Here is a 26,503-nt window from a genome sequence, read left to right on the forward strand (position 1 = left end):
CATGGGGTCTTGCTGCTGCGCCCCCGCTTTGCCGGGACAGCTATCCGTGACCGTTGGCCGCTCGTCGTCTTTCATCAAGTATTTCCTGCGCACACTGCTGTGTGCCCTCTGCCTGTGGCCGGCGCTCGCCGGCGCGCAGGACTGGAACTACCGGGTCCGCCCCGGCGATACCCTGTGGGATCTCGGCGCGGCCTACCTCAAGCCCAGCATCGGCTGGCAGCAGCTGCAGCAGCACAACCGCATCGACAACCCGTACCGGCTGCCGCCGGGTGAACTGCTGCGCTTCCCGATCGGCTGGCTGCGCGTTGAGCCCGCCCCGGCGAGGGTACTGGCCGTGCGTGGGCAGGTTGAACTGAGCGCGGCCGATGGCAGCAGCAGCCGCGCCGTGCGCGCAGGCGAACAGCTGCACATCGGCGATGCGATCCAGACCAAGGCCGATTCCAGCATCACCCTTGAGTTCGCCGATGCGTCGCGCTTGCAGCTGCGCGAATACTCACGCCTGCGCCTGGACCAGCTCAGCCGCTATGGCCGCACCGGCATGGTCGATACCCGCCTGCGCCTGCAGCAGGGGCGCGCCAGCAACCGGGTCACCCCTGCGCGCGGGCCCGCCTCGCGCTACATCATCGATGCACCGACGGCCACCAGCAGCGTGCGCGGCACCGTGTTCCGGGTCAGCGCCGGCGATGACGCCCATGCCGGCGCCACCGAAGTACTGGAAGGCAAAGTGCAGGTCGGCAACCCGCATGGCCAGCGCCTGGTGCACCCCGGCCAGGCCAGCCGCAGCGCGGGCAGCGGAACGGCGCCCGAAGCGGTTTCCGGTTTGCTGCCGGCACCGCGCCTGCGTGCCGATTCGACCCGCCTGGGAGCCCTGCCGGCCCAACTCGCGTGGGAGCCGGTGACCGGCGCCGACCGCTACCGGGTGGAAGTGGTGCAGGCCGCCACCCCGGAAATCCTGTTGTTTGCCGCCGACACCGCCGACACCCGGCTGGTGATCGGCGAGCTGCCGCCAGGGACGCTGCGCCTGCTGCTGCGGGCAGTGGATGCACAGGGTGTGGAAGGCCTGGATGCCAGCGAGGATTTCGTCCTCGACGACCAGCCGCCACCGCCGCTGACCATTTCCCCGCTGCAGGGACAGACGGTCAACAGCGACCGTCCCCGCTTCCACTGGAGCCAGGCGCCCGGTGCCAGCAGCAGCGTGCTGCAGGTGGCCGACGAGCCGCAGTTCCTGCAGCCGCTGCGCGAGCAGAGCACCGGCGGCACCGACCTGCGCCTGGGCCAGCCGCTACCTCCCGGCCAGTACTACTGGCGGGTCGCTTCGCGTGATGACCAGGGCCACCAGGGTCGCTATGGCCAGGCAGTGACGCTGCAACTGACCGATGAACCGGTGGACCCGGCACTACAACCGCCCGAAGCCACCGATGGCGAGCTGACCCTGCGCTGGCAGGCGGGAAGCGACGGGCAGCGCTACCGCGTGCAGGTCGATCGCCGCGGCGACTTCAGCGCGCCGCTGCTCGATACCACCGTCGACCAACCGCAGGTCAGCTTCAAGCGCCCGTGGCGCGGCACGCTGCACATCCGCGTGCAGTACATCGATGACGACGGCCATGCTGGTCCGTTCTCGCCCGCCCAGCAGGTCAAGCTGCCGTGTCGCCTGTGCTACGGCGCCAGCGGCGGTGCCCTGCTGCTGTGGTTGTTGCTGTGAGGCGCTCACCGCTGCCGTGGTCGCGACGGATCCTGCTGGCCCTGCTGGCGGGTGTAGCGACGGCGGTGGTCAGCCATGGCCAGTGGCTGTGGCGGCAGGACGAAAGCGCGTACGACCTGATGGTCGGCAGCTGGGATTACCGCCCCGACCCCAGCGTGCTGATCGTGGCCATCGACGAAGGCAGCCTGCAGCGGCTGGGCCAGTGGCCGTGGCCCCGCTCGATGCATGCCCGCCTGCTGGACCGCTTGACCGACGCCGGTGCCGAGCGCGTCGCGCTGGACCTCATGCTGTCCGAGCCCGACCGTCGCGATGCGCGCCAGGATGCCGAGCTGGCAGCGGCGATCCGTCGCAACGGCCGTGTGGTACTGCCGGTGCTGGCCGCGCCGGCCGCCGGCGACCGCATGGCCGAGGAAATGCTGCCCATCCCGCTGATTGCCGCCAGCGCCGCCGCCATCGGCCACAGTGACGTTGAAGTCGACGGCGATGGTGTCGCCCGCGGGGTCTACCTGCATGCGGGCATCGGCCAGGCACACTGGCCGGCACTCGGTCTGGCGTTGACCGGACTGCCACCGCAACGCGCACAGGGCCTGCCCGACCCTGACCCGGCGCTGGACTCGCCCTATCAATGGCGCCGCAATGATTACGTGCGCGTGCGTTATGCCGGGCCACCGGAACGCTTGCCGCAGGTGTCCTACGCCGATGTGCTGGAAGGGCGCGTGGATGCCTCGATGCTGCGTGGCAGGCGCATCGTGGTGGGCATGACGGCCAGCGGCATCACCACCCGCCTGTTGACCCCCACCACCCGCGAATACTGGATGAGCGGCAGCGAGTACCAGGCCAACATCGCCTCGATGCTGCTGCAGGACAAGCAGATCGACGTGTTGCCCCGCGCCTGGCAGGACGCCCTGGCCGGCCTGCTGGTGGCCATGTGCGTGCTGCTGCTCGGGCTGCGCCTGCCCTGGGTGGTTGCCCTATGCTCGCTACCGGCTGCGCCGCTGCTGAGCTGGTTGCTGCTGCGCACCGGCAGCCTCTGGTGGGCGCCGGCCAGCGCCCTGCTCGGCATCGTGCTGGTACTGACCGCGTGGGCGACCTGGCGGATCGCCTCCTGGCACCGCCAGGCCAACCGCGATGCGCTGACCGGACTCGGTAACCGACTGCGCTTCGAGCAGTCGCTGCAACAGGAATGCGATGCGGCGCGCCGCAGTGGCAAGCCACTGACCCTGGCCCTGATCGATGTCGACCACTTCAAGCATCACAACGATCGCCATGGCCACCAGGTCGGCGATCGCGTGCTGTGCGAAGTGGCCCGCCTGATCCAGGCGCATGCCCGGCGGCCGCGTGACATGGCTGCCCGCTACGGCGGCGACGAATTCGCACTGGTGCTGCCCGACACCCCGGTTGAAGGCGCACGGCAGGTGATCGAAGACCTGATCTCCTGCATCCGCGCCCTGCCGCCGCCCGGCGATGGCAGCAATTCAGGCGTCACCCTGACCATCGGCGTCTACACCCGTGTGCCTGACGGCGACCTGCAACCGCATCATTTCGTCGAAGGCGCCGACAACGCGCTTTACCGGGCCAAGGACAATGGCCGCGACGGCTATGTGATCGACGGCGGCCCGCCCGCGCCGTAGCGCCCGGCAGGCCTGTCGGAGTTGCTGCGGGCTACAACATACGCATGCGAATGGTTAGACTGGGTGCCCCGTCCCCTGCCCGGTTCCCGCATGAAAGCCAGCACGTTCCGCTTCGGCATCAACCTGTGGCCACCGTTCCTGTTCACCGGCATCCATGTCACCCGGATCACCCCGGACTACCGGCAGATCGACGTGGAACTGCGCCTGCGCCCCTGGAACCGCAACTATGTCGGCACCCACTTCGGCGGTAGCCTGTTCGCAATGACCGATCCGTTCTGGATGCTGGGCCTGATGCACACCCTGGGCCGCGACTATTACGTCTGGGATCGCGCCGGTGCGATCGATTTCCTCAAGCCCGGTCGAGGCACAGTACGCACGTCTTTCCGCATCGACGATGCACTGCTGGATGAACTGCGCACGGCGGCGGCCGGTGGCGAAAAAGTGCTGCGCTGGTTCAGCAACGACGTGGTCGACGAAGCTGGCGAGGTGGTCGCGCAGGTACGCAAGCAGGTCTATGTGCGCTTGAAGCCACACGCACGGTAAAGCGGGCCGGCTGACGCCCGGCTATCCTCTGCAGCCCTGCCATGGAGGCTGCAATGCGCCTTTTCTACTTTGCGGCGGCACTGACCGCCCTGCCCTTCGCCGCCACTGCACTGGACGTGCCGCCGGTGCGCTACCCCGCCGTGCCCGCGCACGCCGCCACGGCCGAGGGTTTCGTACCTGCCGGCTGGACGCTGGAATACAGGATCGAAGGCGACCTCGACCAGGACGGGCGCGCAGACCTCGCGCTGGTGCTGCGCCAGCAGGACCCGCGCAACATCATCGAACACGATGGGTTTGGCCCCTCGCCGTATGACAGCAACCCGCGCATCCTCGCCATCGCCTTCGCGCGACCGTCCGGTTACGTGCTGGCCGCGCAGAACCACACGCTCATTCCGCGGCCGGACTCGCCCGTGCTCAGCGATGCACTGGCCGAAGGCACCGGCGTGTCCATCCAGCGCGGCGCACTGCGGGTAGGGTTGTACTCGTTCTCCAGCGCGGGCAGCTGGTCGATGGGCACCACCACGTTCACGTTCCGCTGGCAGGAAGGCGACTTCGCGCTGATCGGCTACGACCGCGACTCGATGATGCGCAATTCCGGGCAGACCGAGGGCCTCAGCGTGAACTTCTCCACCGGCAAGGTGAAGCTGACCGAAGGCAGCATGCAGGACGACAAGGAACAGGTGCGTTGGCAGACCCTGCGTGACCGCAGGCGCTGGACGCTGGACAGCGTCGGTGATGGCTGGGCGTTCAATCCACTCGGCGACAGCGACTGAGCCCGGGTCAGTCAGCCCGCAAGGGCATCGACAGATACGGGCCCTCGCCTTCGCGCGCCGGTCCGCGCCTCAGCAGCTGCAGGTGGCGACCGTCGGCAGACAGTGTTGGCGTGCGCGCCTGCGAACGCCACTGCGCCGGCAACCGCGCCAGTGCCTCGTCGGGTGGCCCGGCCTGTTGCCGCAGCCAGCGCTGCGCGCCAAGCAGGCGGATCATCGCCGCTGCGTCCTGGCTGCGCGTCGCGTACTGTGCGTGGGACGGCCCGGCGATGGCGCTCAATGTGCATCCCAGCGGATTGGCCACGCAGCCCACTTCCCATCGGGGCGGTGGCGGGGCAAGGAGCGGGACATCGGCTGCCAGCGCCTTCACTGCAGCAGGGCGACATGCCCAGCCGAAATTGCCGGCGATCCGGGCCAGGGTGTGGTCGCGATCCAGCAGCAGGCGGCTGCCTGCTGTCTGCGTGGACGCCTCGATGGCGGCCTTGTTCATCGCGAATTCGCCCTGCATCGCATGACACAGGCTCTGCTCGTCGGCTTCCAGCGGCTGCAGCGCCACCTCGCAGGAGACGGGCAGCACGTAATCCGGTGATTGCTCGACCAGCATGTCACCCAGCAATGCGGCATGGATCCTCACCACGGCGGCACCCATCATGCTGTCCACCAGCGTGCTGCCGGTGCGCATCATCCGCCGCCCGAACTGAACCGATCTGCAGCCTGCCTCGACGGCACCGGCAACATCGCCCTGCAGATAGGCCAGTGCCTGCGCACTGGTGCCATCCAACAGCGGCGTGTACGCCGGTAGTGGCAGGAGCTCGCTTTCGAAGGGCTGGAACGGGGAATCGAAACGATCGTAGTCCGCCATCCGCGCCAGTCGCTCGTGCAGGCCGGCATGCCCGGCGTGGGCGTCAGCGAAGCGCTGCGGATCAGCGCGTACCTGTGCCAGGCAGCCGACGGGCCCGACGGCACAACGACCTGCCCCATCCAGCTTCAACGGTGCGTGCGCGGCCGCCAGCAACGACGTGTGCGACGCCTGCGACGGCGAGGCCTGCCAGCGCCGCAGATCTTCGGCCAACGCCGCCTCACGCTGGGCCTGGTCCAGCCCATCGAAGGGCAGCGTCCACAGCAGGGCGAAGCCGTTGCGACCTTCGTTGGGTTGCACGGCCTCAAGCAGACGCCCGTCTTCCCGCTGGGCGGCCGACAACGGCCAGTACCTCGACAGCAGCCATGCCGCGACGGCCATCACCAGCAGACCCAGCATTGCCCAGCTCAACCACCGCAGCATCCTCAACACGGTATCCTTTCCCTGTATGGCCTGCACCGCCAACGGACAGCGTAAACGAGCGGCCGCGACCGCTACAATGCGCGCATGTCGCTCGAAGCCCCCGCCCTGGTTCCCCGCCCCTCCCTGCAGCGCCTGTTCCTGACCGGCCTGCTGACCCTGTTGCCGATCTGGCTGACCTGGGTGGTGGTCAAATTCGTGTTCGTGCTGCTGTCGGGCATCTCCAGCCCGCTGGTCGTGCCGCTGTCCGAACAGATCGCGACCAACTTTCCGCATTATCTCGGCTGGGTCCGCGCCGAATGGATCCAGAACACTATCGCCCTGCTGGCCACCCTGCTGGTGATCCTGGCGGTGGGCGTGGCCAGCCGCCGCGTGGTCGGCCAGCGCCTGCTGCGCTGGGTCGGCGCGGTCATCAAGCGCATTCCGCTGGCCAGCATCATCTATGACAGCGCCAAGAAGCTGCTGGACATGCTGCAGACCGAGCCGGGCAGCACACAGCGCGTGGTGCTGATCGATTTCCCGCACCGCGACATGAAATCGGTCGGCCTGGTCACCCGGGTCATCAAGGAACAGGGCACCGACCGCGAACTGGCGGCCGTCTATGTGCCGACCACGCCGAACCCGACCTCGGGCTATCTGGAAATCGTGCCCGTCGAACTGCTCACCCCGACCGACTGGACGGTGGACCAGGCGATGAGCTTCATCATTTCCGGCGGTGCAGTGGCGCCCTCCAGCGTTCCGTTCACCCGCGCTGGCGATCGTTCCGAATGAGCGAGGCGTCGCACGCGCGCCCGCTGCAGGACCGCGCGGTCCTGCTGTTCATCGTGTTGGCCGCGTTCTTCTGTGGCAACGCAGTACTGGCCGAACTGATCGGGGTGAAGATCTTCGCCCTGGAAGACACCCTCGGCATCGATCCGCTGAACTGGAACCTGTTCGGCCAGACCGGTTCGTTGAGCTTCACCGCCGGCACGCTGCTGTGGCCGGTGGTGTTCATCATGACCGACACCATCAACGAATTCTTCGGCAAGCGCGGGGTGCGTTTCATCTCGTGGCTGGCGGTGGTGCTGATCGCCTACGGTTTCCTGTTCGCCTTCGCTGCGATCTCGCTGGCACCGGCCAGCTGGTGGGTGACCTCGATGGATGCCCACGGCGTGCCCGATTACCAGGCCGCGTTCGCGGCGGTGTTCGGACAGGGCATGTGGACCATCGCCGGCTCGCTGGTGGCGTTCCTGTTCGGCCAGTTGATCGACGTGGCGGTGTTCCATCGCATCCGCCAAGCAACCGGCGAGCGCCATGTATGGCTGCGTGCCACCGGTTCCACTGCGGTCTCGCAGCTGGTGGACAGCTTTGTGGTGATCTGGATCGCCTTCGTGCTCGGCCCGCAGCACTGGCCGACATCGCTGTTCCTGGCGGTCAGCAGTGTCAATTATGTCTACAAGATGGGCTTCGCGATCGCCCTGATTCCGTTGCTGTACCTGATGCGCCGCGCAATCACCCGCTATCTGGGCGAGCAGCGCGCCGTCGACCTGCGCGCTGCGGCCGCGGCTGACTGAAGCCCCAGCGGCGCGCAAGCTGACTGCGCCCTCACGCTGGCCGTACGCGCGCGGATCGTGCAAGCTCCACGGTCTGTGTTCCACGGAAGCTTCTTGATGCCGTATTCCCCCCGCGTCCTGGCCGCTGCCATCGCCGCGTTGTTCCTGTTCAGCGCCGTTCCGCCGGCCGAAGCAGCGAAGAMGAAGGGCAGCCGCCCCGCCGCCGCGCAGACCCGCCAGGCTGCCAAGCCGAAGGCCCGCGCCGGCACGCGTGCCACCACGCCGGCCCGCGGCAGCTCGGCGCGCCGCGCCGCGCCGCGTCCGGTCGCCCCGGCCCGCGCAGTGCCCAAGCAGGTGCAGCTGGAGCGCTTGTACGACGAGTACTGGGATGCCTCCATGCGGTTGAACCCGCTGCAGGCTACCTTCCAGGGCGAACCGCGTTACAACGACCAGTTGCCCAATATCCTCTCCGCCGCCTGGCGCCAGCAATCGCACGACTTCACCACCGAGTGGCTGGGCAAGGTCGAGAAGATCGGCAGCGACGGCCTGCAGGGGCAGGACCTGCTCAGCTACGAGATCTTCGTGCGCGACGCCCGCGCCTCGCTGGCCGCCGAACGTTATCCGAGCTGGATGATGCCGATCAGCCAGTACTACAACGTCGGCAGCATCATGGCCATCCTCGGCGCCGGCGCTGGCGCGCAGCCGTTCAACACGGCCAAGGACTACGACACCTGGTCACGACGCTCGCTGGGCATCCCCGATCTGTTCGACCAGGCCATCGCCAACATGCGCCAAGGCATGAAGGCTGGTGTGGTGCAACCGCGCGACCTGATGGAAAAGGTCCTGCCGCAGCTGGATGCGGTGATCAAGCCGACTGCCGAAGAGAGCATCTTCTGGTCGCCGATCCGGACCATGCCCGAGTCCATCTCCGCCGAAGACAAGGCGCGAATCAGCGGTGAGTACAAGCGCATGATCGAACTGCGCATCATGCCGGCCTACCGCGCCCTGCGTGGCTTCATCGCCACCGAATACCTGCCTGCCACGCGCAGCAGCAGCGGCCTTGGCGCACTGCCCGACGGCCAGGCCTGGTATGCCAACCTGATCGTGCAGACCACTGCCAGCCAGCAGACCGCCGCGCAGCTGCATGCGCTGGGCGAGCAGCGCGTGCAGGAGCTGCAGGCGCAGATCACCACGGTGATGCGCGACGGCAAGCTGCGCAGTTCGCAGGCCAAGCTGCTGCGCAGCATGCGCAACGACCGCCAGTTCCAGTACAGCGATGCCAACGCGCTGCTCAACCGTTACCGGCAGGTGCAGCAGCAGGTCGATGCACGCCTGCCGCAGGTACTGGACACCCTGCCGAAGGCGCCGCTGCAGATCCATGCAGTGGAGCCGGAGCGTGCCATGACCGCCGCCGCAGCCTCCTACCAGCCGTCGCCCCCAGGACAACCCGGCGTGCTGTTCGTCAACACCCGCGACCTGCCCAGCCGCAAGCGCTGGAACGTGCCGGTGCAGTACCTGCATGAAGCCATTCCCGGGCACCATGTGCAGCTGGGCCTGCAGCAGGAATTGACCAAGCTGCCGCGCTTCCGCCGCCTCGGCGGTGACCTTGCCTTCGTCGAAGGCTGGGGCCTGTATGCGGAAACCCTCGGCGAAGACCTCGGCGCGTACACCGATCCGTACGACCGCATCGGCTATCTGTATTCGCGCCTGCTGCGCGCCGCACGCGTGGTCGCCGACACCGGCGTGCATGCGCAGGGCTGGAGCAAGCAGCAAGCCGTGACCTATCTGCAGAAGACCGTCGACATGAGCGCTGACGATGCCAATGCGGAAGTGGAACGGATCATGGCCCAGCCTGGCCAGGCACTGTCCAACGTGGCAGGCCTGACCACGATCATCGCCCTGCGCGACAAGGCCAAGGCACGCCAGGGCGCAGCGTTCGACCTGCGCCGCTTCCATGCCGAAGTGCTGAAGGACGGTTCGATGCCGCTGGATGTACTGGACCACAAGATCGAACGCTGGCTGGCCCAGCCGGCCACTACACCAGCACCCGCACCCTGACCGTCACGGAGCTGCCATGCGCCCTGCCGCCCTGCTGTGCGCCACCGTCCTCGCCCTGCTGCCGTCGATAGCGTTGGCAGCGGCACCGCTGGCACCGCCGGATGCAGGCATTGATGGCCTGATGCAGGCCTACGACGGCCAGGTGCCGGGCGCAGCGGTGCTGGTGCTGCACGACGGGCAGCCGGTGTTCCGTCGCGGCTACGGGTTGGCCGTGGTCGAGGATGGCAGCGCCGTGACGCCGGCCAGCAACTTCCGCCTTGCCTCGGTCAGCAAGCAGTTCACCGCTGCGGCGGTGCTGTTGCTGGTCGAGGACGGCCGCGTGGCGCTGGACCAGCCCGCGCGGCGCTGGCTGCCGGAACTGCCGCCCGCCGCTGCCACCATCACCCTGCGCCAGTTGCTGTCGCACACCAGCGGCCTGCTGGACTACGAAGACCTGATGGACCCTGCCGACACCCGGCAGGTGCACGACACCGATGTGCTGGCGCTGTTGGCCCGCGAAGATCGGCTCGCCTTCGCACCCGGTACGCAGTACCGCTACAGCAACAGCGGCTACGCATTGCTGGCGCTGATCGTCGGCCGCGCCGCCGGTACCGACTTTGCCAGTTTCCTGCAGCAGCGCATCTTCCGGCCGCTGGGCATGGCGCATACCGTCGCCCACCAGGATGGTGTCGACGTGGTGGCGCAGCGTGCCTATGGCTACAGCGAGGTCGACGGCCGCTGGCAACGCACCGACCAGAGCACCACCAGCGCCGTACTCGGCGACGGTGGCATCTACTCCTCGCTGGACGACCTCGCCCGCTGGGACGCGGCCCTGTACGACGACCGCCTGCTCTCGGCCGCATCACGCGAGGCCATGTTCAGCCCGGCCACCGCCACCACCGAACCCGACGTGCCGCATTACGGCTTCGGCTGGCGCCTGAACGGCCACATGCACTGGCACAGCGGCGAGAGCATCGGCTTCCGCAATGTGATCCTGCGCTACCCGGACAAACACCTGACCGTGATCGTGCTGAGCAACCGCAACGCCCCCGAACCCTATCCGCTGGCGTTGAAGATCGCCCAGCGCTGGCTGGACACCCTGCAATGACCACCGAAACCACCGGCCTGCTGGGCATCCACCATGCCGCACTGATCTGCAGCGACTACGCCCGCTCGAAAGACTTCTACGTGCGCGTGCTGGGCCTGCGCATACTGGCCGAGAACCACCGCGCCGTACGCGACTCGTGGAAGCTGGACCTGGCCCTGCCCGATGGCGGCCAACTGGAGCTGTTCTCTTTCCCCTCGCCGCCCGCACGGCCGAGCCGCCCCGAAGCCCAGGGCCTGCGCCACCTCGCGTTCCGGGTAGCCGCGCTGGAACCCTTCATCGAACGCCTGGCCCGCCACGGCGTAACCTGCGAACCGATCCGCGTGGATGAATACACCGGCCGCCGCTTCACCTTCTTCGCCGACCCCGACGACCTGCCGCTGGAGCTGTACGAGACCGGTTGAGCGTTTTCCAATCGCGGAGATTCATCCACGCATCGTGTCGACCAAGGTCGACACCTACCAACAGCTGCGGGAACCTGTCGAAGGCGGGGTGGGGCCGGTTGCGGGGGCGTGAGCGCCATGGATGGCGCGACCGAGCTTACATGGACGTACTTGCAGCGTCCCCCGCAACCGGGCCCACCCCGCCATCCCACGGAATGCACGCTGTTGCTGTTGCTGTTGCTGTTGCTGTTGCTGTTGCTGTTGCTGTTGCTGTTGCTGTTGCTGTTGCTGTTGCTGTTGCTGTTGCCGTAGCGGGTGCCGGGTGCAACCCGGCCAACGCCCCCCTTCCCCATACCCCGCCGAATGGGTATACAGTCGACCCGTACCGGCATCGTGCCGGAATGAACCCTGGGAGGGGACCATGCGCAAGACCTTCAAGACCCTGCTGCTGGCGCTGCCGCTGTGCCTGGCCGCGCTCTCCGCGCAGGCCGCCGACAGTGCAGCCGGCCGCTGGAAGACCATCGACGACAAGACCGGCAAGGTGAAGTCGATCGTCGAGATCAGCCAGGCCGCCAACGGCACGCTGTCCGGCAAGGTGGTCGAGATCCTGCACTCGGACAAGGGCCCGAACCCGGTCTGCGATGGTTGCGAGGGCGCCAACAAGAACAAGCCGGTGAAGGGCATGACCATTCTCTGGAACCTGAGCCAGGACAAGGGCACCACCAGCAAGTGGTCCGGTGGCACCATCCTCGACCCGGCCAACGGCAAGACCTACCGCTCGAAGATCGAGCTGCAGCCGGGCGGCGGCAAGCTGGACGTGTCCGGCTGCATCGCCTTCATCTGCCGCGCGCAGACCTGGGTCCGCGAGTAAGCGTCACGGCCCCGGCAATGCCCTGGTGACCCGGCTCCGGCCGGGTCACTGCGTTGCGGGCGTGCGATAATCTTCGGTTCCCCCTGGCTGCACCCCGTGACCATGACCCGTACCGCGCTCGTCACCACCGCCCTGCCCTACGCCAACGGCCCGCTGCACCTGGGCCACCTGGTCGGCTACATCCAGGCTGACATCTGGGTGCGTGCGCGTCGAATGAGCGGCGGCAAGGCCTGGTTCGTGTGCGCCGACGACACCCACGGCACGCCGATCATGCTGGCTGCGGAGAAGGCCGGGGTCACCCCGGAAGCCTTCATCGCCAACATCCAGGCCAGTCACGAACGCGATTTCGCCGCCTTCGGCGTCGCCTTCGACCATTACGACTCGACCAATTCGGCGGCCAACAAGGCGCTGACCGAGGCGTTCTACCTGAAGCTGGAAGCGGCTGGCCACATCAGCCGCCGTTCGGTGGCGCAGTTCTACGACCCGGCCAAGGGCATGTTCCTGCCCGACCGCTACGTCAAGGGCATCTGCCCGAACTGTGGCAGCGCCGACCAGTACGGCGACAACTGCGAAGTCTGCGGCGCCACCTATGCGCCGACCGACCTGAAGGAACCGCGCTCGGTGATCTCCGGTGCCACCCCGGAAATGCGCGATTCCGAGCACTTCTTCTTCGAGGTCGGCCACTTCGACGGCTTCCTGCGCGACTGGCTGGCCGGCGATGTCGCCCTGCCGGGCGTGAAGGCCAAGCTGGGTGAATGGCTCAACGCCGAAGGCGGCCTGCGTGCGTGGGACATCTCGCGCGATGCGCCGTACTTCGGTTTCGAGATTCCCGGCCAGCCGGGCAAGTACTTCTACGTCTGGCTGGACGCGCCGATCGGCTACCTGTCCAGCTTCCAGACCCTGTGCAGCAGGATCGGCGAGGATTTCGAAGCGCATCTGCGCGCCGGCACCAGCACCGAGCTGCATCATTTCCTCGGCAAGGACATCGTCAATTTCCACGGCCTGTTCTGGCCGGCGGTGCTGCACGGCACCGGCCACCGCGCGCCGACCCGCCTGCACGTCAACGGCTACCTGACCGTCGATGGCGCGAAGATGAGCAAGTCGCGCGGCACCTTCGTGATGGCGCGTACGTTCCTGGATGCCGGCCTGGAACCGGAGGCGCTGCGTTACTACTTCGCCGCCAAGTCCGGTGGCGGCGTCGACGACCTCGACCTGAACCTGGGCGACTTCATTGCCCGCGTCAACGCCGATCTGGTCGGCAAGTTCGTCAACCTCGCCAGCCGCTGTGCCGGTTTCATCAGCAAGCGCTTCGATGGCCAGTTGGCCGCGCAGCTGCCCGACGCGGCGCAGTACCAGCGCTTCGTCGATGGCCTGGCACCGATCCGTGAGGCGTACGAGCGCAACGACCCGGCTGCGGCGATCCGCCTGACCATGACCCTGGCCGATGAAGCCAACCGCTACATCGACGACGTCAAGCCGTGGGTGATCGCCAAGCAGGAAGGCGCCGACGCGCAGCTGCAGGCCGTCTGCAGCCAGGGCCTGAACCTGTTCCGCGTACTGGTCACCGCCCTGAAGCCGGTGCTGCCGGCGACCGCCGCGCAGGCCGAGGCCTTCCTGGCCGCGCCGGTGAATGACTGGACCGAGCTGGCGCAGCCGCTGCTCGGCCACCGCATCACCGAGTACACCCCGCTGTTCACCCGTATCGACCCGAAGAAGATTGACGCCATGATCGACGCCTCCAAGGACACCCTGACCGCTGCCGCTGCAGCCCCCGCTGCCAAGGTGGAAGCCGCAAAGCCTGCCGCACCGGTGCTGGCCAAGGACGAAGCAAACAGCGCTGACGCCCCGGCCTACATCGGCATCGACGACTTCGCCAAGCTCGACCTGCGCATCGGCAAGGTGCTGGTGTGCGAGTTCGTGGAAGGCTCGGACAAGCTGCTGCGTTTCGAACTGGATGCCGGCGACCTCGGCAAGCGCCAGATCTTCTCCGGCATCCGCGCCAGCTATGGCGAGCCGGAAGCGCTGGTCGGCCGCAGCGTGGTGTTCATCGCCAACCTGGCCCCGCGCAAGATGCGCTTCGGCCTGAGCGAAGGCATGATCCTGTCGGCCGGCTTCGACGGTGGCGCGCTGGCGCTGCTGGACGCCGACAGCGGCGCGCAGCCGGGCATGCCGGTTCGTTGATGCAACACGGGCGCGGCCACGGCCGCGCCCGGTCATGAGCACTGCGAAGGGAGGTACCGTGATGGGAGATGCTGCGTTGGAACTGGCGCTGTTCGACTTCGACCACACCGTTACCACCTGCGACACCTACGGCCGCTTCCTGCGCCGGGTCGCCACCGCCGAACAGCTGGCACAGGCCTGGTGGAAAGTCGGCCCATGGCTGCTGGCCTACAAGCTGAAGCTGATCTCCGCCGAGCGCATCCGCGCACGGGTGACCCGGTTGACCTTCAGCGAACGCCACGCCGATGACATCGAGACGCTGGCCGCGGGTTTTTCCCGTGAGTTCCTGCCCGATGTCGTGCGTCCGGAAATGCTGGAGCAGATCCGCTGGCACAAGGAGCAGCAGCACACTGTGGTGGTGGTATCCGGTTCACTGGACCTGTACCTGCGGCCATGGTGCGAACAACTGGGCCTGCAGCTGATCTGCAATCGGCTGGAAAGCGAAAGCGGACGCCTGACCGGCCGCTACGCCGGTGGCGATTGTGGCCCACGCAAGGTCGAGCACATCCGTCGCCAGTTCGATCTGTCACGCTACACACGCATCCATGCCTACGGTGACAGCGCCGAGGATCGTCCGATGCTGGCCCTGGCGCACGAGCGCTGGTACCGCGGCAAACCCCTGAAGTAGCCCAACGCGCAGCCTTCGCCACGCATGAGCCTGATTCCGCCCCTGACCGAACGCCTGGACCGCTTGCTGCCGCAGACCCAATGCGGGCAATGCGGCTACGACGGCTGCCGCCCGTATGCGCAGGCGATGGCACGTGGCGAGGCTGGCGTGGATCGTTGTCCGCCGGGCGGCGATGCCGGTGCGCGGGCGTTGGCGCAGGTGCTGGGTGTGTCGGCGCTGCCGTTTGATCGATCGCGGGGCGAGCACAAGGCGCCGCAGGTGGCGTTGATCGTGGAGGCTGACTGCATCGGCTGCACGAAGTGCATACAGGCGTGCCCTGTGGATGCGATCGTCGGCGGGGCGAAGTACATGCACACGGTGATTGCGGATCTGTGCACGGGGTGCGAGTTGTGTATTCCACCGTGCCCGGTGGATTGCATCGAGCTGGTGTTGGTATAGGTTTTTTTTTGCGACGCCGCGGCGTCGCGTTGCGCTGAGAGCAACAGCAACAGCAACAGCAACGGCAACAGCTGGGAGCGTCGGCTGCCTGGGTTTGATGATCTGGGCGGGTGGGTGGGGGCAAGCGGGACACGCCGTGAACCCATCCATGGGGGCTCGATGGCGCCATCCATGGCGCCAACGGTCCCGCTTGCCCCCGCCCACCAGCCCCTGACAGATATCCGCGGCGGACGGTCGAGCAAGTGCAATGCCATGGCTTGGGTGTTGGTAGGTGCGGATCTTGGTCCGCACCATCTGTCCGACGTCATGGACCTTCGTCGCAAACGACCTGCCCTGTGTGCACTGGCAACTATCGAATCACGATGCATGTCGCAGATTGCTCGATCATTCGCGGCCCTTGCGCCACCTGCGCTTGAGGCCGTTCAGCAGCATGCAAAAATGCTGAAAGCGTCTTGATGGTGCGAGCAATGCAACTCGTCTGATTGGCATTGCGCAGCAGCAGGTTTACAGATGGTGAGCCACCGCAAAAGGGTGGCCGGGTGTCGAAAACCCGCGACGCAAGATGTTGTTTACGCTTGCCAGCCGGCGTCACTTTGCGTGGCGCCGGCTGGCAATCCGTCTGCCGGTCATGGCGGGCGGAGCGTGGGGGCTTTCGGGTCCACCGGTTTCGTCTTGCGTCCCGGTTTTCGAGCCACGTCTCCGTCCGCCACCTTTGAGTGGCGGCTACCGTCTGTCCTGCACGGAGCCTTGCCATGAACGCATCGGATTTCCCCCATCTGCACGCTTACCTCGGCCCGGCAGACGCCGACGAGGACACGCAACAGGCACCAGCCTGTGATCCCACCACGCTGGTTGCGACCTTGCGGCGTATCGGTACTGGCGCGGCGGCCGATGGCCAAGCGTGGCCGGAACGGCATCAACTTCCCAGCCGGTGCATGGCACTGGCCGATGCCGACTGCGCGCTGGCCGGGCTGCGCGTGGTGCAGGAGGTCCTGCTGGCCGCCGAACGCGCCCGGCAGAATGGGGCGCCGGAAGAATACGTCGGCGACCGCGTCATGGAAGGCTTGATGCTGGCCTGCGTGGCCTTGTGCGCGCAGGCAAGCACACGGTTACAACCGCAGCCGTAACAGGCGTCGCAGCGTCGCCTCCCCGACGAGTGGGGTCAGATCCCTTTCCCAGTGGAAAACGGATCTGCCCCCTGCCCGGTCATTACGGCACGGCCGCCGTAACGATGATCTCGACCTTCCATTCGGCGTGCGCAAGCTTGGCTTCGACGGTGGCACGGGCCGGTGTCGCGCCATCCACCACCCACTCGTCCCACGCCTTGTTCATGCCCTCGAAATCGGCCATGTCGGCCAGGAAGATCTCCGCACGCAGCACGTGCTGGCGGTCACTGGCCACCAGCGCCAGCAGCTTGTCGATCTCGGCCAGTACCTGCCGGGTCTGCCCGGTGATGTCCTGGCTGGTGTCTTCCGGAATCTGGCCGGAAAGGTAGGCGACCTTGTTGTACACGGTCATCTCGGACATGCGCGGTCCGACGTCGTAACGCTCCATCATGGGCGTGGCTCCTGCGGGTGGTCTGGACTGCATTCTCACCCAGCCGGCGTCGGAAGTGTGTGCCCGGTGCGGCCACTGAATACCGCCACCGGCGGCACAGCCGCACCGCTGGTCAAACCGCGCTGGCAGGCGCACGATGCGCGACGCCCTGCGTTGACACCGCCCTCGCCCTTACTGACGCACCCTTGCGCCGATGACTGCCTCTACCGATTCCGTCCCTGCCGCCTCTGCCCCGACCTGGAAGCGGGTCGTCACCATCGTCGTCCCGCTGCTGATCCTCGCGCTGGCCCTGCATGGGCTGGCCGGTGAATTCGACGAGCACGGCTATCGTGCCATCCGCCAGGCCTTCCGCCAGCTCAGCGGCGCGCAGATCGCGCTGACCGTGCTGCTCGGCCTGGCCAGCTACGCCTGCCTGATCGGCTTCGATGCGATCGGCCTGCGCCGCAGTGGCATCCGCGTGCACCCGGCACGGATCGGCATCACCGCCTTCCTCGCCCACACCCTGGGCCAGACCGTGGGCTTTGCCGCCCTCACCGGCGGTGCAGTGCGGCTGCGCGGCTACCGCAGTGCCGGCCTGGACCTGGCGCAGATTGGCCAGGTGGTGCTGATGAGCACGCTGGGCTTCATCTTCGGCGCGTGGCTGCTGATCGGCGTGGCGCTGTGCATGGAGCCGGCCGCTGCCGCGCTTGCGCTGCCGCTGGATCCCGCGGCGGTGCGCGTGGTCGGCATCATCGCGCTGATCGCCTTTGCCGCCACCTTCATCCTGGTCGGCCGGGACGGTCGCCAGTTCCGCATATTCGGCCATGGCCTGTGGCTGCCCGACCGGCGCACCATGCTCGGGGTCACCGTGTTGAGCGTGGTCGAACTGGTATTGGCCAGTGCCGCGTTCTACGTGCTGCTGCCAGATTCAACGCCGACTGGCCTGCCCGGTTTCGTCGGCCTGTATCTGGTGGCCGTGCTGGCCGGTCTGGTCTCCACCGTGCCGGCCGGCCTGGGCGTGTTCGAGTGGAGCCTGCTGAAGCTGCTGCCGCAGGTGGCTCCCGCTGCGGTACTTGCGGCGGCATTGATCTACCGCGTCAGTTACTACGTGCTGCCGCTGCTGCTGGCGACCGTGCTGGCACTGGCACCTGCGCTGCGGCAACCGCTGCAGGCCAGCGCAGGTGCCACCCGCGCCGGCTGGTACGCGCTGCGTCCGTGGTTGCCGCAGATCATCGCGCTGGCCGCCTTCAGTGTCGGCGCAGCGCTGGTCATCGACGGCACCTTGCCCACGCCACGCCGACACCTGATCAATGCCTCACTGCCGATCCTGGAAACCTCGCACCTGATCGGCAGCCTGGGCGGCGTCGCCCTGCTGCTGATCGGCCAGGGCCTGGCCCGCCGCAGCCACGCAGCCTGGATGCTGGCGATGGCGATCTGCGTAATCGCGCCGCTGCCGATCTGGCTGCGCGGTGGCCAACCGCTGATCGCCTTGTCGGCGTTGTTGGTGGCGATGGCGCTGTGGGCAGCACGTCGCGAGTTCTATCGCCAAGGCGCACTGCTGGACGAAGCCTGGTCGTGGCCATGGCTGCGCAACCTCGGCCTGGTGCTGGTGGCAGTGACCTGGCTGCTGTTCTTCACCTACAGCCATGTCGAATACCAGAACGAGCTGTGGTGGCAGTTCGCGGTGTCCGGCAATGCACCGCGCGCGCTGCGTGCGCTGCTGCTGGTGGCGATGGCACTGGTGATGTTCGGGCTGGCGCGGTTGCTGCACAGCACGCGCAGCCCGCTGCCGCCTGCCGACGCCGCAACCCTGCAGGCGCTGACACCGGTGCTGGCCGGCGCCACCGACACCCAGGCCTGCCTGGTGCTGACCGCCGACAAGGCAGTGCTGCGCGATGAGCAGCACAAAGGCTTTGTGATGATGCAGCGCTACGGCGGCTCGCTGATCGCGATGGGCGATCCGGTCGGGCCACCCGAGGTGGCGCGCGCATTGATCTGGCGCTTCCGCGAAGAAGCCGACCGGCTCGGACTGCGCCCGGTGTTCTACCAGGTGGGTGAAGCGTATTGGCAGACCTATCTCGATCTCGGCCTGGGCCTGGTCAAGCTGGGCGAAGAGGCGATGGTGCCGCTGCACGACTTCGGTCTGGAAGGCCGCGAGCGTGCCGACCTGCGACAAGCCTGGAACCGCGGCAAGCGCGGTGGGCTGTCGTTCCGCGTAGCACCGGCGGAAGAGATCCCTGCCCTGCTGCCACGCCTGCATGCCATTTCCAACGCTTGGCTCGACGACAAGTCCGGAGACGAAAAGGGCTTCTCGCTGGGCAGCTACGACCCGGACTACCTCGTGCGTTTCCCGATCGCGCTGGTCGAAGCCGAAGGCCGGATCGTGGCCTTTGCCAACCTGTGGCAGGCACCGGCAGGCGCCGAACTGTCAGTGGATCTGATGCGCCACGTCAGCGACGCGCCGAAGGGCACGATGGATTTCCTGTTCATCGAGTTGTTCCTGTGGGGCCGCGCGCAGGGGTATGCACGGTTCTCGCTGGGCATGGCACCGCTGTCCGGCCTGGCCCAGCATCGCCTGGCCGGTCGCTGGAACCGGCTGGCCGGCCTGCTCGCACGGCATGGCGAGCGTTTCTATGGCTTCAGCGGCCTGCGCAGGTTCAAGTCGAAGTTCGATCCACAGTGGCGACCGCGCTACCTGGCCGCGCCCGGCGGCATGCACCTGCCAGCCGCGCTGCTGGATGCCACGCGGCTGATCTCGCTGGACCCGCGGCGTGGCTAGTCCATGTGCCCGGCCTCTGCCGGACCTTTGCCGGTAGGTGTCGACCTTGGTCGACACACTCCCGCCCGTGGTGTTGCAAGCCCCAGCGCCGACCAAGGTCGGCGTCTAGCAAACGCCGTCGAACAGGGTTCGACTCCAGCTTACGCGCCGCCTTTGAGGATCACCTCGGCCAAGCGATCGTAGTCACCGCCGAAGTGATGGTCACCCGGCAATTTGACCTTGTGCACGCCGTCGTTGCCCGGCAGATCAGGGCACAGCGCATCCTCGTCCTTGTCACCGTACACGCACAAGGTCCTGGCCGCCGGCAGCTTCGCCACTTCCGGCGCGATCGGCAGGCCGCCGCCACCGCCGCCCAGCCAGTTGCTGACATGGAATTCAAAGTCGGCGTTCCTGCCCACCGACAGCAGCACGATGCGCTCGAGACCGGCGCGGGTGCCCGCATCAAGCTGGTTGATGGTGGCCGGCAGCACGTCGGCGCCCTGCGAGAAACCGATCAACATCACCTTGTCGCGCTGCCATTGCTGGCGGTAGTGGCCGATGATCTTCTGCAGATCGACAGCGAATCCCTGCGGCGTGCGTTCGCTCCAGAAGTAGCGCAGCGAATCGAGGCCGACCACCGCCACGCCGTGTTCGGCCAGGGCGCCGGCCACGTCCTTGTCCAGGCCGGCCCAGCCACCATCGCCGGAAACGAATACCGCCAGCGTGTCACCGCTGCCCTGCGCCGGCACTTCCACTACCGGCAGCCCCTTCAGGGCATCCGGCGGCGGAGCCAGCGCGACCCCGGCCTGCGCGCCGATCACCCGCGCGGCTGCCACCAGCCCAGGTGTCGCATCGCCAGCAACGGTGCGCTTGAATTCACGGGCCATTGCCACCTGCTGCACGAACGCGCCAGCGCTGTTGGTCGAACACCCCGGCGCGCCGGCCGCGTTCAACCACGGGAAATTCAGTTCACTGGGCTGCAGGCGGTCGTGCTTCACGCCGTCACCGCAGACCATGCGCTCGTGTACATGGGCCGGGCAGAATCCCGAGGTCAACAGGCCGGCAAAGACCTGGGTGTCGGCCTGCGCTGCCAGCGCGTAGGCCAGTTCGGCGCCTTCACCGCTACCGCCAACCAACGGCAGGTGATACCCCGGCAGATGCAGGAACGCCTGTACCCAACGCGAGAAATTCTCGACATCGCCCGCCCCGAACGCGCAGCTGCTGTTGCCTTCGCGCTTGAGCACACCGCGCAGGTGGGCCACGTCCACCGATGCGACCAGCGCACCATCGGCACGCAGCGCTTCGATCGGCATGCGGCTGTCATCGGCACCGGCGCCATCATGGAACCAGATCACCACCCGTTGCGGGGCCCCGGCCGGCACATGCACCGGCACCTGATCGAAACGTCCATGGCTGACCTGCTGCACTGACGCCACCGCTGGCACCGCCGCCAGCGCCAACACCAGTCCCATCGCCCTGCCCAGCCCTGCACGCATCGTTCTGCATCCCGTTGGAATGCGCACACGATACGCCGCCGCTGCGTGCACGGCACGTACCGGTACAGGCCGCCTGCAATCAGGCAGGTGGTTGATTCAGCGGGTGCCGGCAGGACGCCCGCGGCGATACAGCGCCAGCGCCAGCCACAGCAGCCAGCCGACGATCACCGCGATCACCAGTTTCTGCCCCAGCCCACGCGGTGGGCCACCGCGCCACAGCACGTGCATCCACAGCAGCACGAAGGCCAGCCATGCCCAGGCCCACAACAGCGCCGCACTGCCTCGCCAGCCCGGCTCGCGGCGCAGGTACCAGGCCTGCAACAGCATGCCGACGCTGGCGCACAGGAAGGCGGTATTGGCGGCCAGGCCGTGGATCAACGGCGCCAGCAACGGCGTTGCCGCAGGCAGCCAGCTGTCACCGATGGCGACGGTGGCCAGGCCAACGGCGGCCACGCAGAACAACAGCGGTGCCGCTGCGCTGCGCCGCGGCCCCACGCTGTGCCGATACAACGCGATGCCGAGCACGGCGATGGCCAGAGCCAGCAGGCAATAAGCGGTGCGTAGCGCCAGGCCCCACGGCCCATGCAGGTACAGGCTCAGGGTGGCCTTCACCCAATCCAGATCGGCACGCGCGAACTGCGTCCACAACGCGGTCGCCACGAACAACAGCAGTGCAACCAGCGCCAGCGCCGCGGCCGGACGGGCCCGCGTCATGGGCCAGCGTCCGGATGCCGTGCCTGCCACTCAGCCAGCGCCTTGCGGTAACGCTGCAGCTCCTCTGTGTACAGGTCGAGTACGCACAACGGGCAGCCACTGCCGCAGCATTCGTTGGGGCCGGGTTCTTCCGGCGGCAGCGGACGGGGATCGGCAGGAGTATCGGAGACGGTCACGGCTGCAAACAACACCACGCAATGGCAGGTGGATAGTGTAGCGGCGCGCTCAGGCGCCCAGCTGGCGGCGCAGGTTGGACCGCGCGGCCGCATCAAGGCGCTGGTCGAAAAAGTCGCTGAGGAAGATCCGCGGCGCGCGCAGCAGCCCCTGCAGGAAGCGGCGGCGTCCGGCGCGATACAGAAAGCCCGGCACTACGCCTTTGTACTCTTCGGCCACGCCGCGGTCATACGCGGCAAACACCTGCTCGGGTGCCGCCAGGATCGCCATGTCGCAGTCGAGGAACAGCGCAGCTTCGGCATCGACATCGGCCGGGCCCAGCTCGCCATGGCGGGCGGTGAGCAGGATCAACTGCTCGACCCGGCCGGCATCGACCGATGCCAGCTCGGGCCAGTCCGCGATCGCCTGCAGTGCCAGCGCGGCCGACCTGGCCTCGTTGTCCTTGCGGCCAGCCTGGTAGATCGCATCGTGGTACAGCACTGCCAGATAGACCTCGGCCGGCTGCTGCCAGCCCGGACCTGCAGCCACCTCCTGGCAATGCTGCAGCACCGCGCGCACATGGCCGAAGTGGTGATAGGCGCGCGGTGGCGTCGCATAGGCATCCTGCAGAGCCTGCCAGTGCGCGGGAGCGAGAGTCAGCGGGGCGAAGTCCATGCGGGGATGATCCCGCCCTTGGCATCGCCGGGCAAGCTGGCTGTTTTTTCACCAGCCACTCACATCCCGCGCTGGGCAAGGGCGCGGGGCAGTTGTCCACAGGTTTGTCGCGTGCTGGTCCACATCGGCTGTGGACGAAGCGCAGCGTCGGCTGCCGGTGGATGCGGACCGCCACGCGTGGGTCTACACTGGCCGCAGGCGGGAGCGCCCGCCGCTGCCGGAAACCGTCATGCGCCGTCTTGCCGCCCGATGCTTTCTCCTGCCACTGCTCGCGCTCGGCACCCCCGCCCTGTGCGCACAGGATGCGCCCGCTGCCGCGCCGGCCATTCCGACCATCTCCACCGTAAAGGTCACCGCCGCCAGCGTGCCGACACCCGAACAGGTGCTCGCGATCCCGCCGGCGATGCGCGAGATGCTGCAGAAGCAGGTGATCAGCCGCAGCTACTCGCGTGACCAGCGCCTGCAGGCGCTGGTGGAAATGATCTTCAGCCAGCACGGCATGGACCTGCAGTACGACGCCGATGCGACCTACACCATCAGCGAGATCTGGCAGCACCAGCGTGCCAACTGCCTCGCCTTCACCCTGCTGTTTGTCACCCTGGCCCGTGAGGCCGGCATCCAGGCGCGGGTGCAGGAAGTCGGCCAGGTGGTGTCGTGGTACCAGGACCAGGACCAGGGCGTGGTCTACAACGTCGGGCACGTCAACGCTGGCGTGGATGTCGGTGGCCGCTACGGTACGGTCGACCTGGACCGCAACGTGCTGTACGACCGCCACGGGCCGCAACCCATCGGCCGCGAACGGGCGCTGGCGCACTACTACAACAACCGGGGTGCGGAGCAGCTGGCCGATGGCGACCTGCGCGGGGCGCGCGCCTTCTTCGATGCGGCGCTGGCGCAGGACGCCGGGTTCGCCCCGACGTGGAACAACATCGGTGTGCTCGACAACCGCCTGGGCGATGACCAGGCGGCCCGCACTGCGCTGGACACGGCATTGCGATTGGACGGACGCCAGAGTGCAGCGCTGAACAACGCCAGTGCGCTCTATCGCAAGCTGGGCATGACCGCGCAGGCGCAGGCCATGCAGAAGAAGCTGCAGTCGGTGCAGCGCGAGGATCCGTTCGCGCAGTACATGCAGGGTGCCCAGGCCGAACGCGCTGGCGACCTGGACAAGGCGATCACGTACTACCGGCGGGCGGTGCGCCTGTACGACACCGCGCACCAGTTCCACTTCGGCCTGGCGCGGGTGTATTTCCTGACGGGCCGGCTGCAGCGTGCGGACCGCGAACTGCTGCGGGCGCAGGAACTGGGCGGTTCAACGCAGCAGGCCCGCTACCAGGCCAAGCTGGACAGCCTGGCCCGCTGGCGAGCGCAGCAGGCCAAGCGCTGAGGCGCGATCAGGCCTTCTTGAGGAAGCAGGTCTTCAGCACCAGCCCCTTGATCTTGTCCGAGTTGCCCTCGATGTGCTCGGCATCGTCTTCGACCAGGCGGATGTTGCGGATCACCGTACCCTGCTTGAGTGGGATTGAGGAGCCCTTGACCTTCAGGTCCTTGATCACGGTGACGGTATCGCCGGTCTGCAGGGTATTGCCGTTGCTGTCACGCACGACCAGGGTCGAACCGGTAGCTTCTTCGGCCGTCCACTCGAAGCCGCAGTCGGCGCAGATCCACAGCGCGCCATCGGCATAGGTGTTTTCCAGGGTGCACTGCGGGCAGGCGGGAACAGAAGACATTGCAAGTACCTCAAAATGAATCAACAGCGGCCATTGTAACCGCCCGGCCTTTTCGTTCATTTTCCGGCGACGATCCGGGCGCGGCTTCGCCCACCCCGCCCGAGGCAGGCACCGGAACTTGCAGCGCGCGGCAAACTCCAGCAGAGTGCGCGGCCCCTGATCGTCCCCGGACCTCCCCATGCGCCTCGGCATCGACTTCGGTACCAGCAACTCCGCCGCCGCCATCGTGCGTGATGGGACGCTGCTGCCGATCCGCTTCGGCGAGGCCGAACAGTTCCGCACCAGCGTGTACTTCCCCGGCGTGGTGCCCGACCCGGACGATTTCCAGCTCGACGCCGGGCAGGAACACGAACTGCAGCAGCTGATCGACAGCGCCGCTCGCGCGGCCCGCGCCGCTGGCCAGGAGCGCACGCCACAGGCCCTGCGCCGCGAGGCACTGCGCGCCCTGCGCCGGGAATGGATGGAGGCTCGCGCCGGAAAGGAACGCAGCGCCAGCGACCTGCTGCAGAACGCCGTCTATGGCGACGACGCGCTGGAAGCGTATTTCGAGGAGCACGAAGGCAACCTCGTGCAGAGCCCGAAGTCCATGCTCGGCTACAACCTGCACCCACGCGCGCGGCAGACCATCACCGGCATTGCCGCGCACATCCTCGAACACATCCGCTTGACCGCCAGCGCCCAGCTCGGCCAGCCGCTGCGCAGCGCCCTGCTCGGCCGCCCGGTGCAGTTCCGCAGCTCGATCGGCGAGGCCGGCAACGACCAGGCCTTGGACATCCTGCGCGAAGCAGCCGGCCAGGCTGGTTTCGACCACATCGATTTCCTCGAAGAGCCTGCCGCCGCAGCAATGCATTACCACGCTGAAAGCCGCGATCGCCATCAGGCGGTGATCGTCGATATCGGCGGCGGCACCACCGATATCGCCCACGCCGAAGTGGGCGGCAGCCAGGCCCCGCGCATCCACCGTGCCTGGGGTATTGCCCGCGGCGGCACCGATATCGACCTGGCCCTGAGCCTGTCCGGCTACATGCCGCTGTTCGGCCGCGGCATCACCCGCGTGCCCACCCACCACTACGTGGAAGCGGCCACCGTGCAGGACATGACCCGCCAGCGCGAGTTCCGCCAGCACAACTACGACAACGTCGACGCGCCGTGGGGCGCGCGCCTGCAGGCGCTGCAGGACACCGGCAACACCGCCCGCCTGTACCGCGATGTCGAGCGCGCCAAGATCGCCCTCAGCGGTGCCAGCGAACACCGCAGCACGCTGGATTACATCGCCCGCGACCTGCACGTGGACAACAGCGCCGACGGCCTGGCCGCCGCCGCCCATGGCTATCTGAGCCAGATCCGTGAACTGCTGGCCCAGGTCCGCAGCGACATCGGCGGCGACCCTGACGCGGTGTTCCTGACCGGTGGCATGTCCCGCGCCGGCTACCTGCGACAGGCGGCTGCCGAGGCGTTCCCGGGCGCCCGGATGGTGCACGGCGAGCCCTCGCTGGGGGTCGTCCAGGGCCTCGCGCTGGCGGCAGCCAGCCGGGATTAACAAAACGTTACGCGGTCTGAGCTACCCTTGGCCGGCTAGAAAACCGCTGCACCTTCCGCTGGCCTCGCCGGTGTGTGTACCCATGGTGCAGCCTGCCCCGCCCAGCGGGTCTGGCGACCATGCCTTCTGGCTCGATCATGGTCCGCGTACTACCCGAGCCGCCATCGAGACCCGCTTTGGGCACCCGCCAGGCCCCTGTGGCCGTACAACCTGACGCTGAACCAGCACCCATCGACTGCCGCCGTTGTGACGCGGTCTGTTGCCGGTTGCCGGTCCTGCTGCAGCCCGGCGACCACGTGCCCGGCCAGTTCCTGTCGCGCGACGCACACGGCCGTGCCGTGATGGCGCGCAACGAGGAAGGCTGGTGCGCGGCGATCGATCCGTATCACCTGCGCTGCACGATCTATTCGCAGCGCCCGGCGATCTGCCGCCAGTTTTCGATGGGCGGCGATGACTGCCGCCGCGAGCGGCAGGACTACCTGCGCCAGGCTGAATCCTGCGCGCTTTCCTCCCCTTCCACCTGACAGGAGCAACCATGCCCCGCAAGGCAAAGACCCCCGCGAAGGCCAGCAACAGCATCCGCAGCGAACGCAAGGGCGCATCCGCCAGCACCGTGGTCAACAGCGACTCGATCGCCTCCGACCTGGCCGCGTTCCGCAAGAGCGGTGGCAAGATTGAAGTTCTCGGTACCACCTGGGCGCTGAAGAAAGCCAGCTGACCCTCCCCCGACCGCGGCGGCGCTGCCGCCGCGGCCTGCCGGGC

Annotated in this window: 27 protein-coding genes; 20 read left to right on the plus strand and 7 right to left on the minus strand. The window is 67.5% G+C overall.

All coding sequences use genetic code 11. From position 1 onward, the window contains the following. Position 1 precedes the first annotated feature (1 nt). The 4 genes from AB4Y98_RS07905 (at position 2) to AB4Y98_RS07920 (ending at position 4,649) form a co-directional block, all read left to right on the plus strand. A complete protein-coding gene (locus AB4Y98_RS07905; protein WP_442244107.1) occupies positions 2 to 1,702 on the plus strand; it encodes a FecR domain-containing protein in 1,701 nt (566 codons plus the stop codon). Continuing rightward, positions 1,699 to 3,333: a CHASE2 domain-containing protein gene (locus AB4Y98_RS07910; RefSeq protein WP_394198056.1), complete on the plus strand. Its 1,635-nt coding sequence runs from the start codon at positions 1,699 to 1,701 to the stop codon at positions 3,331 to 3,333. The genes AB4Y98_RS07905 and AB4Y98_RS07910 overlap by 4 nt, the downstream gene beginning before the upstream one ends. Before the next feature lie 90 nt (positions 3,334 to 3,423). Next, entirely contained in the window at positions 3,424 to 3,876 is a 453-nt protein-coding gene (locus AB4Y98_RS07915) for a DUF4442 domain-containing protein (RefSeq protein WP_032975063.1), read from the plus strand. A 53-nt stretch (positions 3,877 to 3,929) separates the two neighbouring features. Continuing rightward, a complete protein-coding gene (locus AB4Y98_RS07920) occupies positions 3,930 to 4,649 on the plus strand; it encodes a hypothetical protein (RefSeq protein WP_442244108.1) in 720 nt (239 codons plus the stop codon). Positions 4,650 to 4,656: 7 nt separating this feature from the next. Here the strand turns inward: AB4Y98_RS07920 and AB4Y98_RS07925 are convergent, their stop codons facing one another. After that, positions 4,657 to 5,928 (minus strand): hypothetical protein, encoded by a 1,272-nt coding sequence (locus AB4Y98_RS07925; protein WP_442244109.1) that lies wholly within the window; start codon positions 5,926 to 5,928, stop codon positions 4,657 to 4,659. 84 nt (positions 5,929 to 6,012) lie between these two features. Between AB4Y98_RS07925 and AB4Y98_RS07930 the strand changes: the two genes are divergently transcribed. From AB4Y98_RS07930 to AB4Y98_RS07980, 11 genes are all read left to right on the plus strand, one after another. Then, a complete protein-coding gene (locus AB4Y98_RS07930) occupies positions 6,013 to 6,696 on the plus strand; it encodes a DUF502 domain-containing protein (RefSeq protein ID WP_100553172.1) in 684 nt (227 codons plus the stop codon). Continuing rightward, positions 6,693 to 7,478, plus strand: coding sequence for a queuosine precursor transporter (locus AB4Y98_RS07935; protein ID WP_223496057.1), 786 nt, complete (start codon positions 6,693 to 6,695; stop codon positions 7,476 to 7,478). The genes AB4Y98_RS07930 and AB4Y98_RS07935 overlap by 4 nt, the downstream gene beginning before the upstream one ends. Before the next feature lie 96 nt (positions 7,479 to 7,574). Then, positions 7,575 to 9,515 carry a DUF885 domain-containing protein gene (locus tag AB4Y98_RS07940; protein ID WP_442244110.1) on the plus strand — a complete coding sequence of 647 codons (1,941 nt, stop codon included), beginning with the start codon at positions 7,575 to 7,577 and terminating at the stop codon, positions 9,513 to 9,515. 16 nt (positions 9,516 to 9,531) lie between these two features. Further along, positions 9,532 to 10,602, plus strand: a complete 1,071-nt coding sequence (locus AB4Y98_RS07945) for a serine hydrolase domain-containing protein (protein ID WP_442244111.1) — start codon at positions 9,532 to 9,534, stop codon at positions 10,600 to 10,602. Continuing rightward, entirely contained in the window at positions 10,599 to 11,003 is a 405-nt protein-coding gene (gene gloA2 / locus AB4Y98_RS07950) for an SMU1112c/YaeR family gloxylase I-like metalloprotein (RefSeq protein WP_442244112.1), read from the plus strand. Before AB4Y98_RS07945 ends, gloA2 begins: the two co-directional genes overlap by 4 nt. Positions 11,004 to 11,153: 150 nt before the next feature. After that, on the plus strand, positions 11,154 to 11,294 hold the full coding sequence (locus AB4Y98_RS07955) for a hypothetical protein (RefSeq protein ID WP_442244113.1): 141 nt from the start codon (positions 11,154 to 11,156) through the stop codon (positions 11,292 to 11,294). Positions 11,295 to 11,403: 109 nt separating this feature from the next. Continuing rightward, positions 11,404 to 11,853 (plus strand): DUF2147 domain-containing protein, encoded by a 450-nt coding sequence (locus AB4Y98_RS07960; RefSeq protein ID WP_025879086.1) that lies wholly within the window; start codon positions 11,404 to 11,406, stop codon positions 11,851 to 11,853. 102 nt (positions 11,854 to 11,955) lie between these two features. Further along, the gene (gene metG, locus AB4Y98_RS07965) at positions 11,956 to 14,034 is read left to right on the plus strand and encodes a methionine--tRNA ligase (RefSeq protein WP_336030792.1); all 2,079 of its coding nucleotides are present in this window, start codon (positions 11,956 to 11,958) and stop codon (positions 14,032 to 14,034) included. Positions 14,035 to 14,110: 76 nt separating this feature from the next. Then, entirely contained in the window at positions 14,111 to 14,701 is a 591-nt protein-coding gene (locus AB4Y98_RS07970) for an HAD family hydrolase (protein WP_025879084.1), read from the plus strand. A 24-nt stretch (positions 14,702 to 14,725) separates the two neighbouring features. Continuing rightward, complete coding sequence (gene rnfB, locus AB4Y98_RS07975; protein WP_442244114.1) at positions 14,726 to 15,139, plus strand: Rnf electron transport complex subunit RnfB; 414 nt, start codon at positions 14,726 to 14,728, stop codon at positions 15,137 to 15,139. 752 nt (positions 15,140 to 15,891) lie between these two features. Further along, positions 15,892 to 16,266, plus strand: a complete 375-nt coding sequence (locus AB4Y98_RS07980) for a hypothetical protein (protein ID WP_353099429.1) — start codon at positions 15,892 to 15,894, stop codon at positions 16,264 to 16,266. 82 nt (positions 16,267 to 16,348) lie between these two features. Here the strand turns inward: AB4Y98_RS07980 and AB4Y98_RS07985 are convergent, their stop codons facing one another. Further along, entirely contained in the window at positions 16,349 to 16,696 is a 348-nt protein-coding gene (locus AB4Y98_RS07985) for a RidA family protein (RefSeq protein ID WP_223496073.1), read from the minus strand. 193 nt (positions 16,697 to 16,889) lie between these two features. Here AB4Y98_RS07985 and mprF point away from each other — a divergent pair, with 193 nt between their 5' ends. Then, positions 16,890 to 19,454, plus strand: a complete 2,565-nt coding sequence (gene mprF, locus AB4Y98_RS07990) for a bifunctional lysylphosphatidylglycerol flippase/synthetase MprF (RefSeq protein ID WP_442244115.1) — start codon at positions 16,890 to 16,892, stop codon at positions 19,452 to 19,454. Between the two features lie 140 nt (positions 19,455 to 19,594). On the opposite strand, the gene AB4Y98_RS07995 is transcribed toward mprF, so the two are convergent. From AB4Y98_RS07995 to AB4Y98_RS08010, 4 genes are all read right to left on the minus strand, one after another. Then, positions 19,595 to 20,929 (minus strand): virulence factor family protein, encoded by a 1,335-nt coding sequence (locus AB4Y98_RS07995; RefSeq protein WP_313251685.1) that lies wholly within the window; start codon positions 20,927 to 20,929, stop codon positions 19,595 to 19,597. 96 nt (positions 20,930 to 21,025) lie between these two features. Next, positions 21,026 to 21,643: a DUF998 domain-containing protein gene (locus tag AB4Y98_RS08000; protein ID WP_312111563.1), complete on the minus strand. Its 618-nt coding sequence runs from the start codon at positions 21,641 to 21,643 to the stop codon at positions 21,026 to 21,028. Next, the gene (locus AB4Y98_RS08005) at positions 21,640 to 21,819 is read right to left on the minus strand and encodes an oxidoreductase-like domain-containing protein (protein ID WP_099844378.1); all 180 of its coding nucleotides are present in this window, start codon (positions 21,817 to 21,819) and stop codon (positions 21,640 to 21,642) included. Before AB4Y98_RS08005 ends, AB4Y98_RS08000 begins: the two co-directional genes overlap by 4 nt. Before the next feature lie 49 nt (positions 21,820 to 21,868). Continuing rightward, positions 21,869 to 22,471 (minus strand): HD domain-containing protein, encoded by a 603-nt coding sequence (locus AB4Y98_RS08010; protein ID WP_442244116.1) that lies wholly within the window; start codon positions 22,469 to 22,471, stop codon positions 21,869 to 21,871. Between the two features lie 229 nt (positions 22,472 to 22,700). On the opposite strand from AB4Y98_RS08010, the gene AB4Y98_RS08015 reads away from it, so the two are divergent. Beyond that, a complete protein-coding gene (locus AB4Y98_RS08015) occupies positions 22,701 to 23,858 on the plus strand; it encodes a transglutaminase domain-containing protein (RefSeq protein ID WP_442244117.1) in 1,158 nt (385 codons plus the stop codon). A gap of 7 nt (positions 23,859 to 23,865) precedes the next feature. On the opposite strand, the gene AB4Y98_RS08020 is transcribed toward AB4Y98_RS08015, so the two are convergent. Beyond that, positions 23,866 to 24,201 carry a zinc ribbon domain-containing protein YjdM gene (locus tag AB4Y98_RS08020; RefSeq protein ID WP_312786374.1) on the minus strand — a complete coding sequence of 112 codons (336 nt, stop codon included), beginning with the start codon at positions 24,199 to 24,201 and terminating at the stop codon, positions 23,866 to 23,868. Between the two features lie 178 nt (positions 24,202 to 24,379). Between AB4Y98_RS08020 and AB4Y98_RS08025 the strand changes: the two genes are divergently transcribed. The 3 genes from AB4Y98_RS08025 (at position 24,380) to AB4Y98_RS08035 (ending at position 26,459) form a co-directional block, all read left to right on the plus strand. Next, positions 24,380 to 25,741: an Hsp70 family protein gene (locus AB4Y98_RS08025; protein WP_164281247.1), complete on the plus strand. Its 1,362-nt coding sequence runs from the start codon at positions 24,380 to 24,382 to the stop codon at positions 25,739 to 25,741. A 230-nt stretch (positions 25,742 to 25,971) separates the two neighbouring features. Then, positions 25,972 to 26,265 (plus strand): YkgJ family cysteine cluster protein, encoded by a 294-nt coding sequence (locus AB4Y98_RS08030; RefSeq protein WP_051501656.1) that lies wholly within the window; start codon positions 25,972 to 25,974, stop codon positions 26,263 to 26,265. 11 nt (positions 26,266 to 26,276) lie between these two features. Further along, positions 26,277 to 26,459 carry a hypothetical protein gene (locus AB4Y98_RS08035; protein ID WP_025879072.1) on the plus strand — a complete coding sequence of 61 codons (183 nt, stop codon included), beginning with the start codon at positions 26,277 to 26,279 and terminating at the stop codon, positions 26,457 to 26,459. Positions 26,460 to 26,503: the final 44 nt, after the last annotated feature.

Origin of the sequence: Stenotrophomonas sp. 2YAF26 (assembly GCF_052114625.1) — a bacterium.
Lineage (GTDB): Bacteria > Pseudomonadota > Gammaproteobacteria > Xanthomonadales > Xanthomonadaceae > Stenotrophomonas > Stenotrophomonas indicatrix.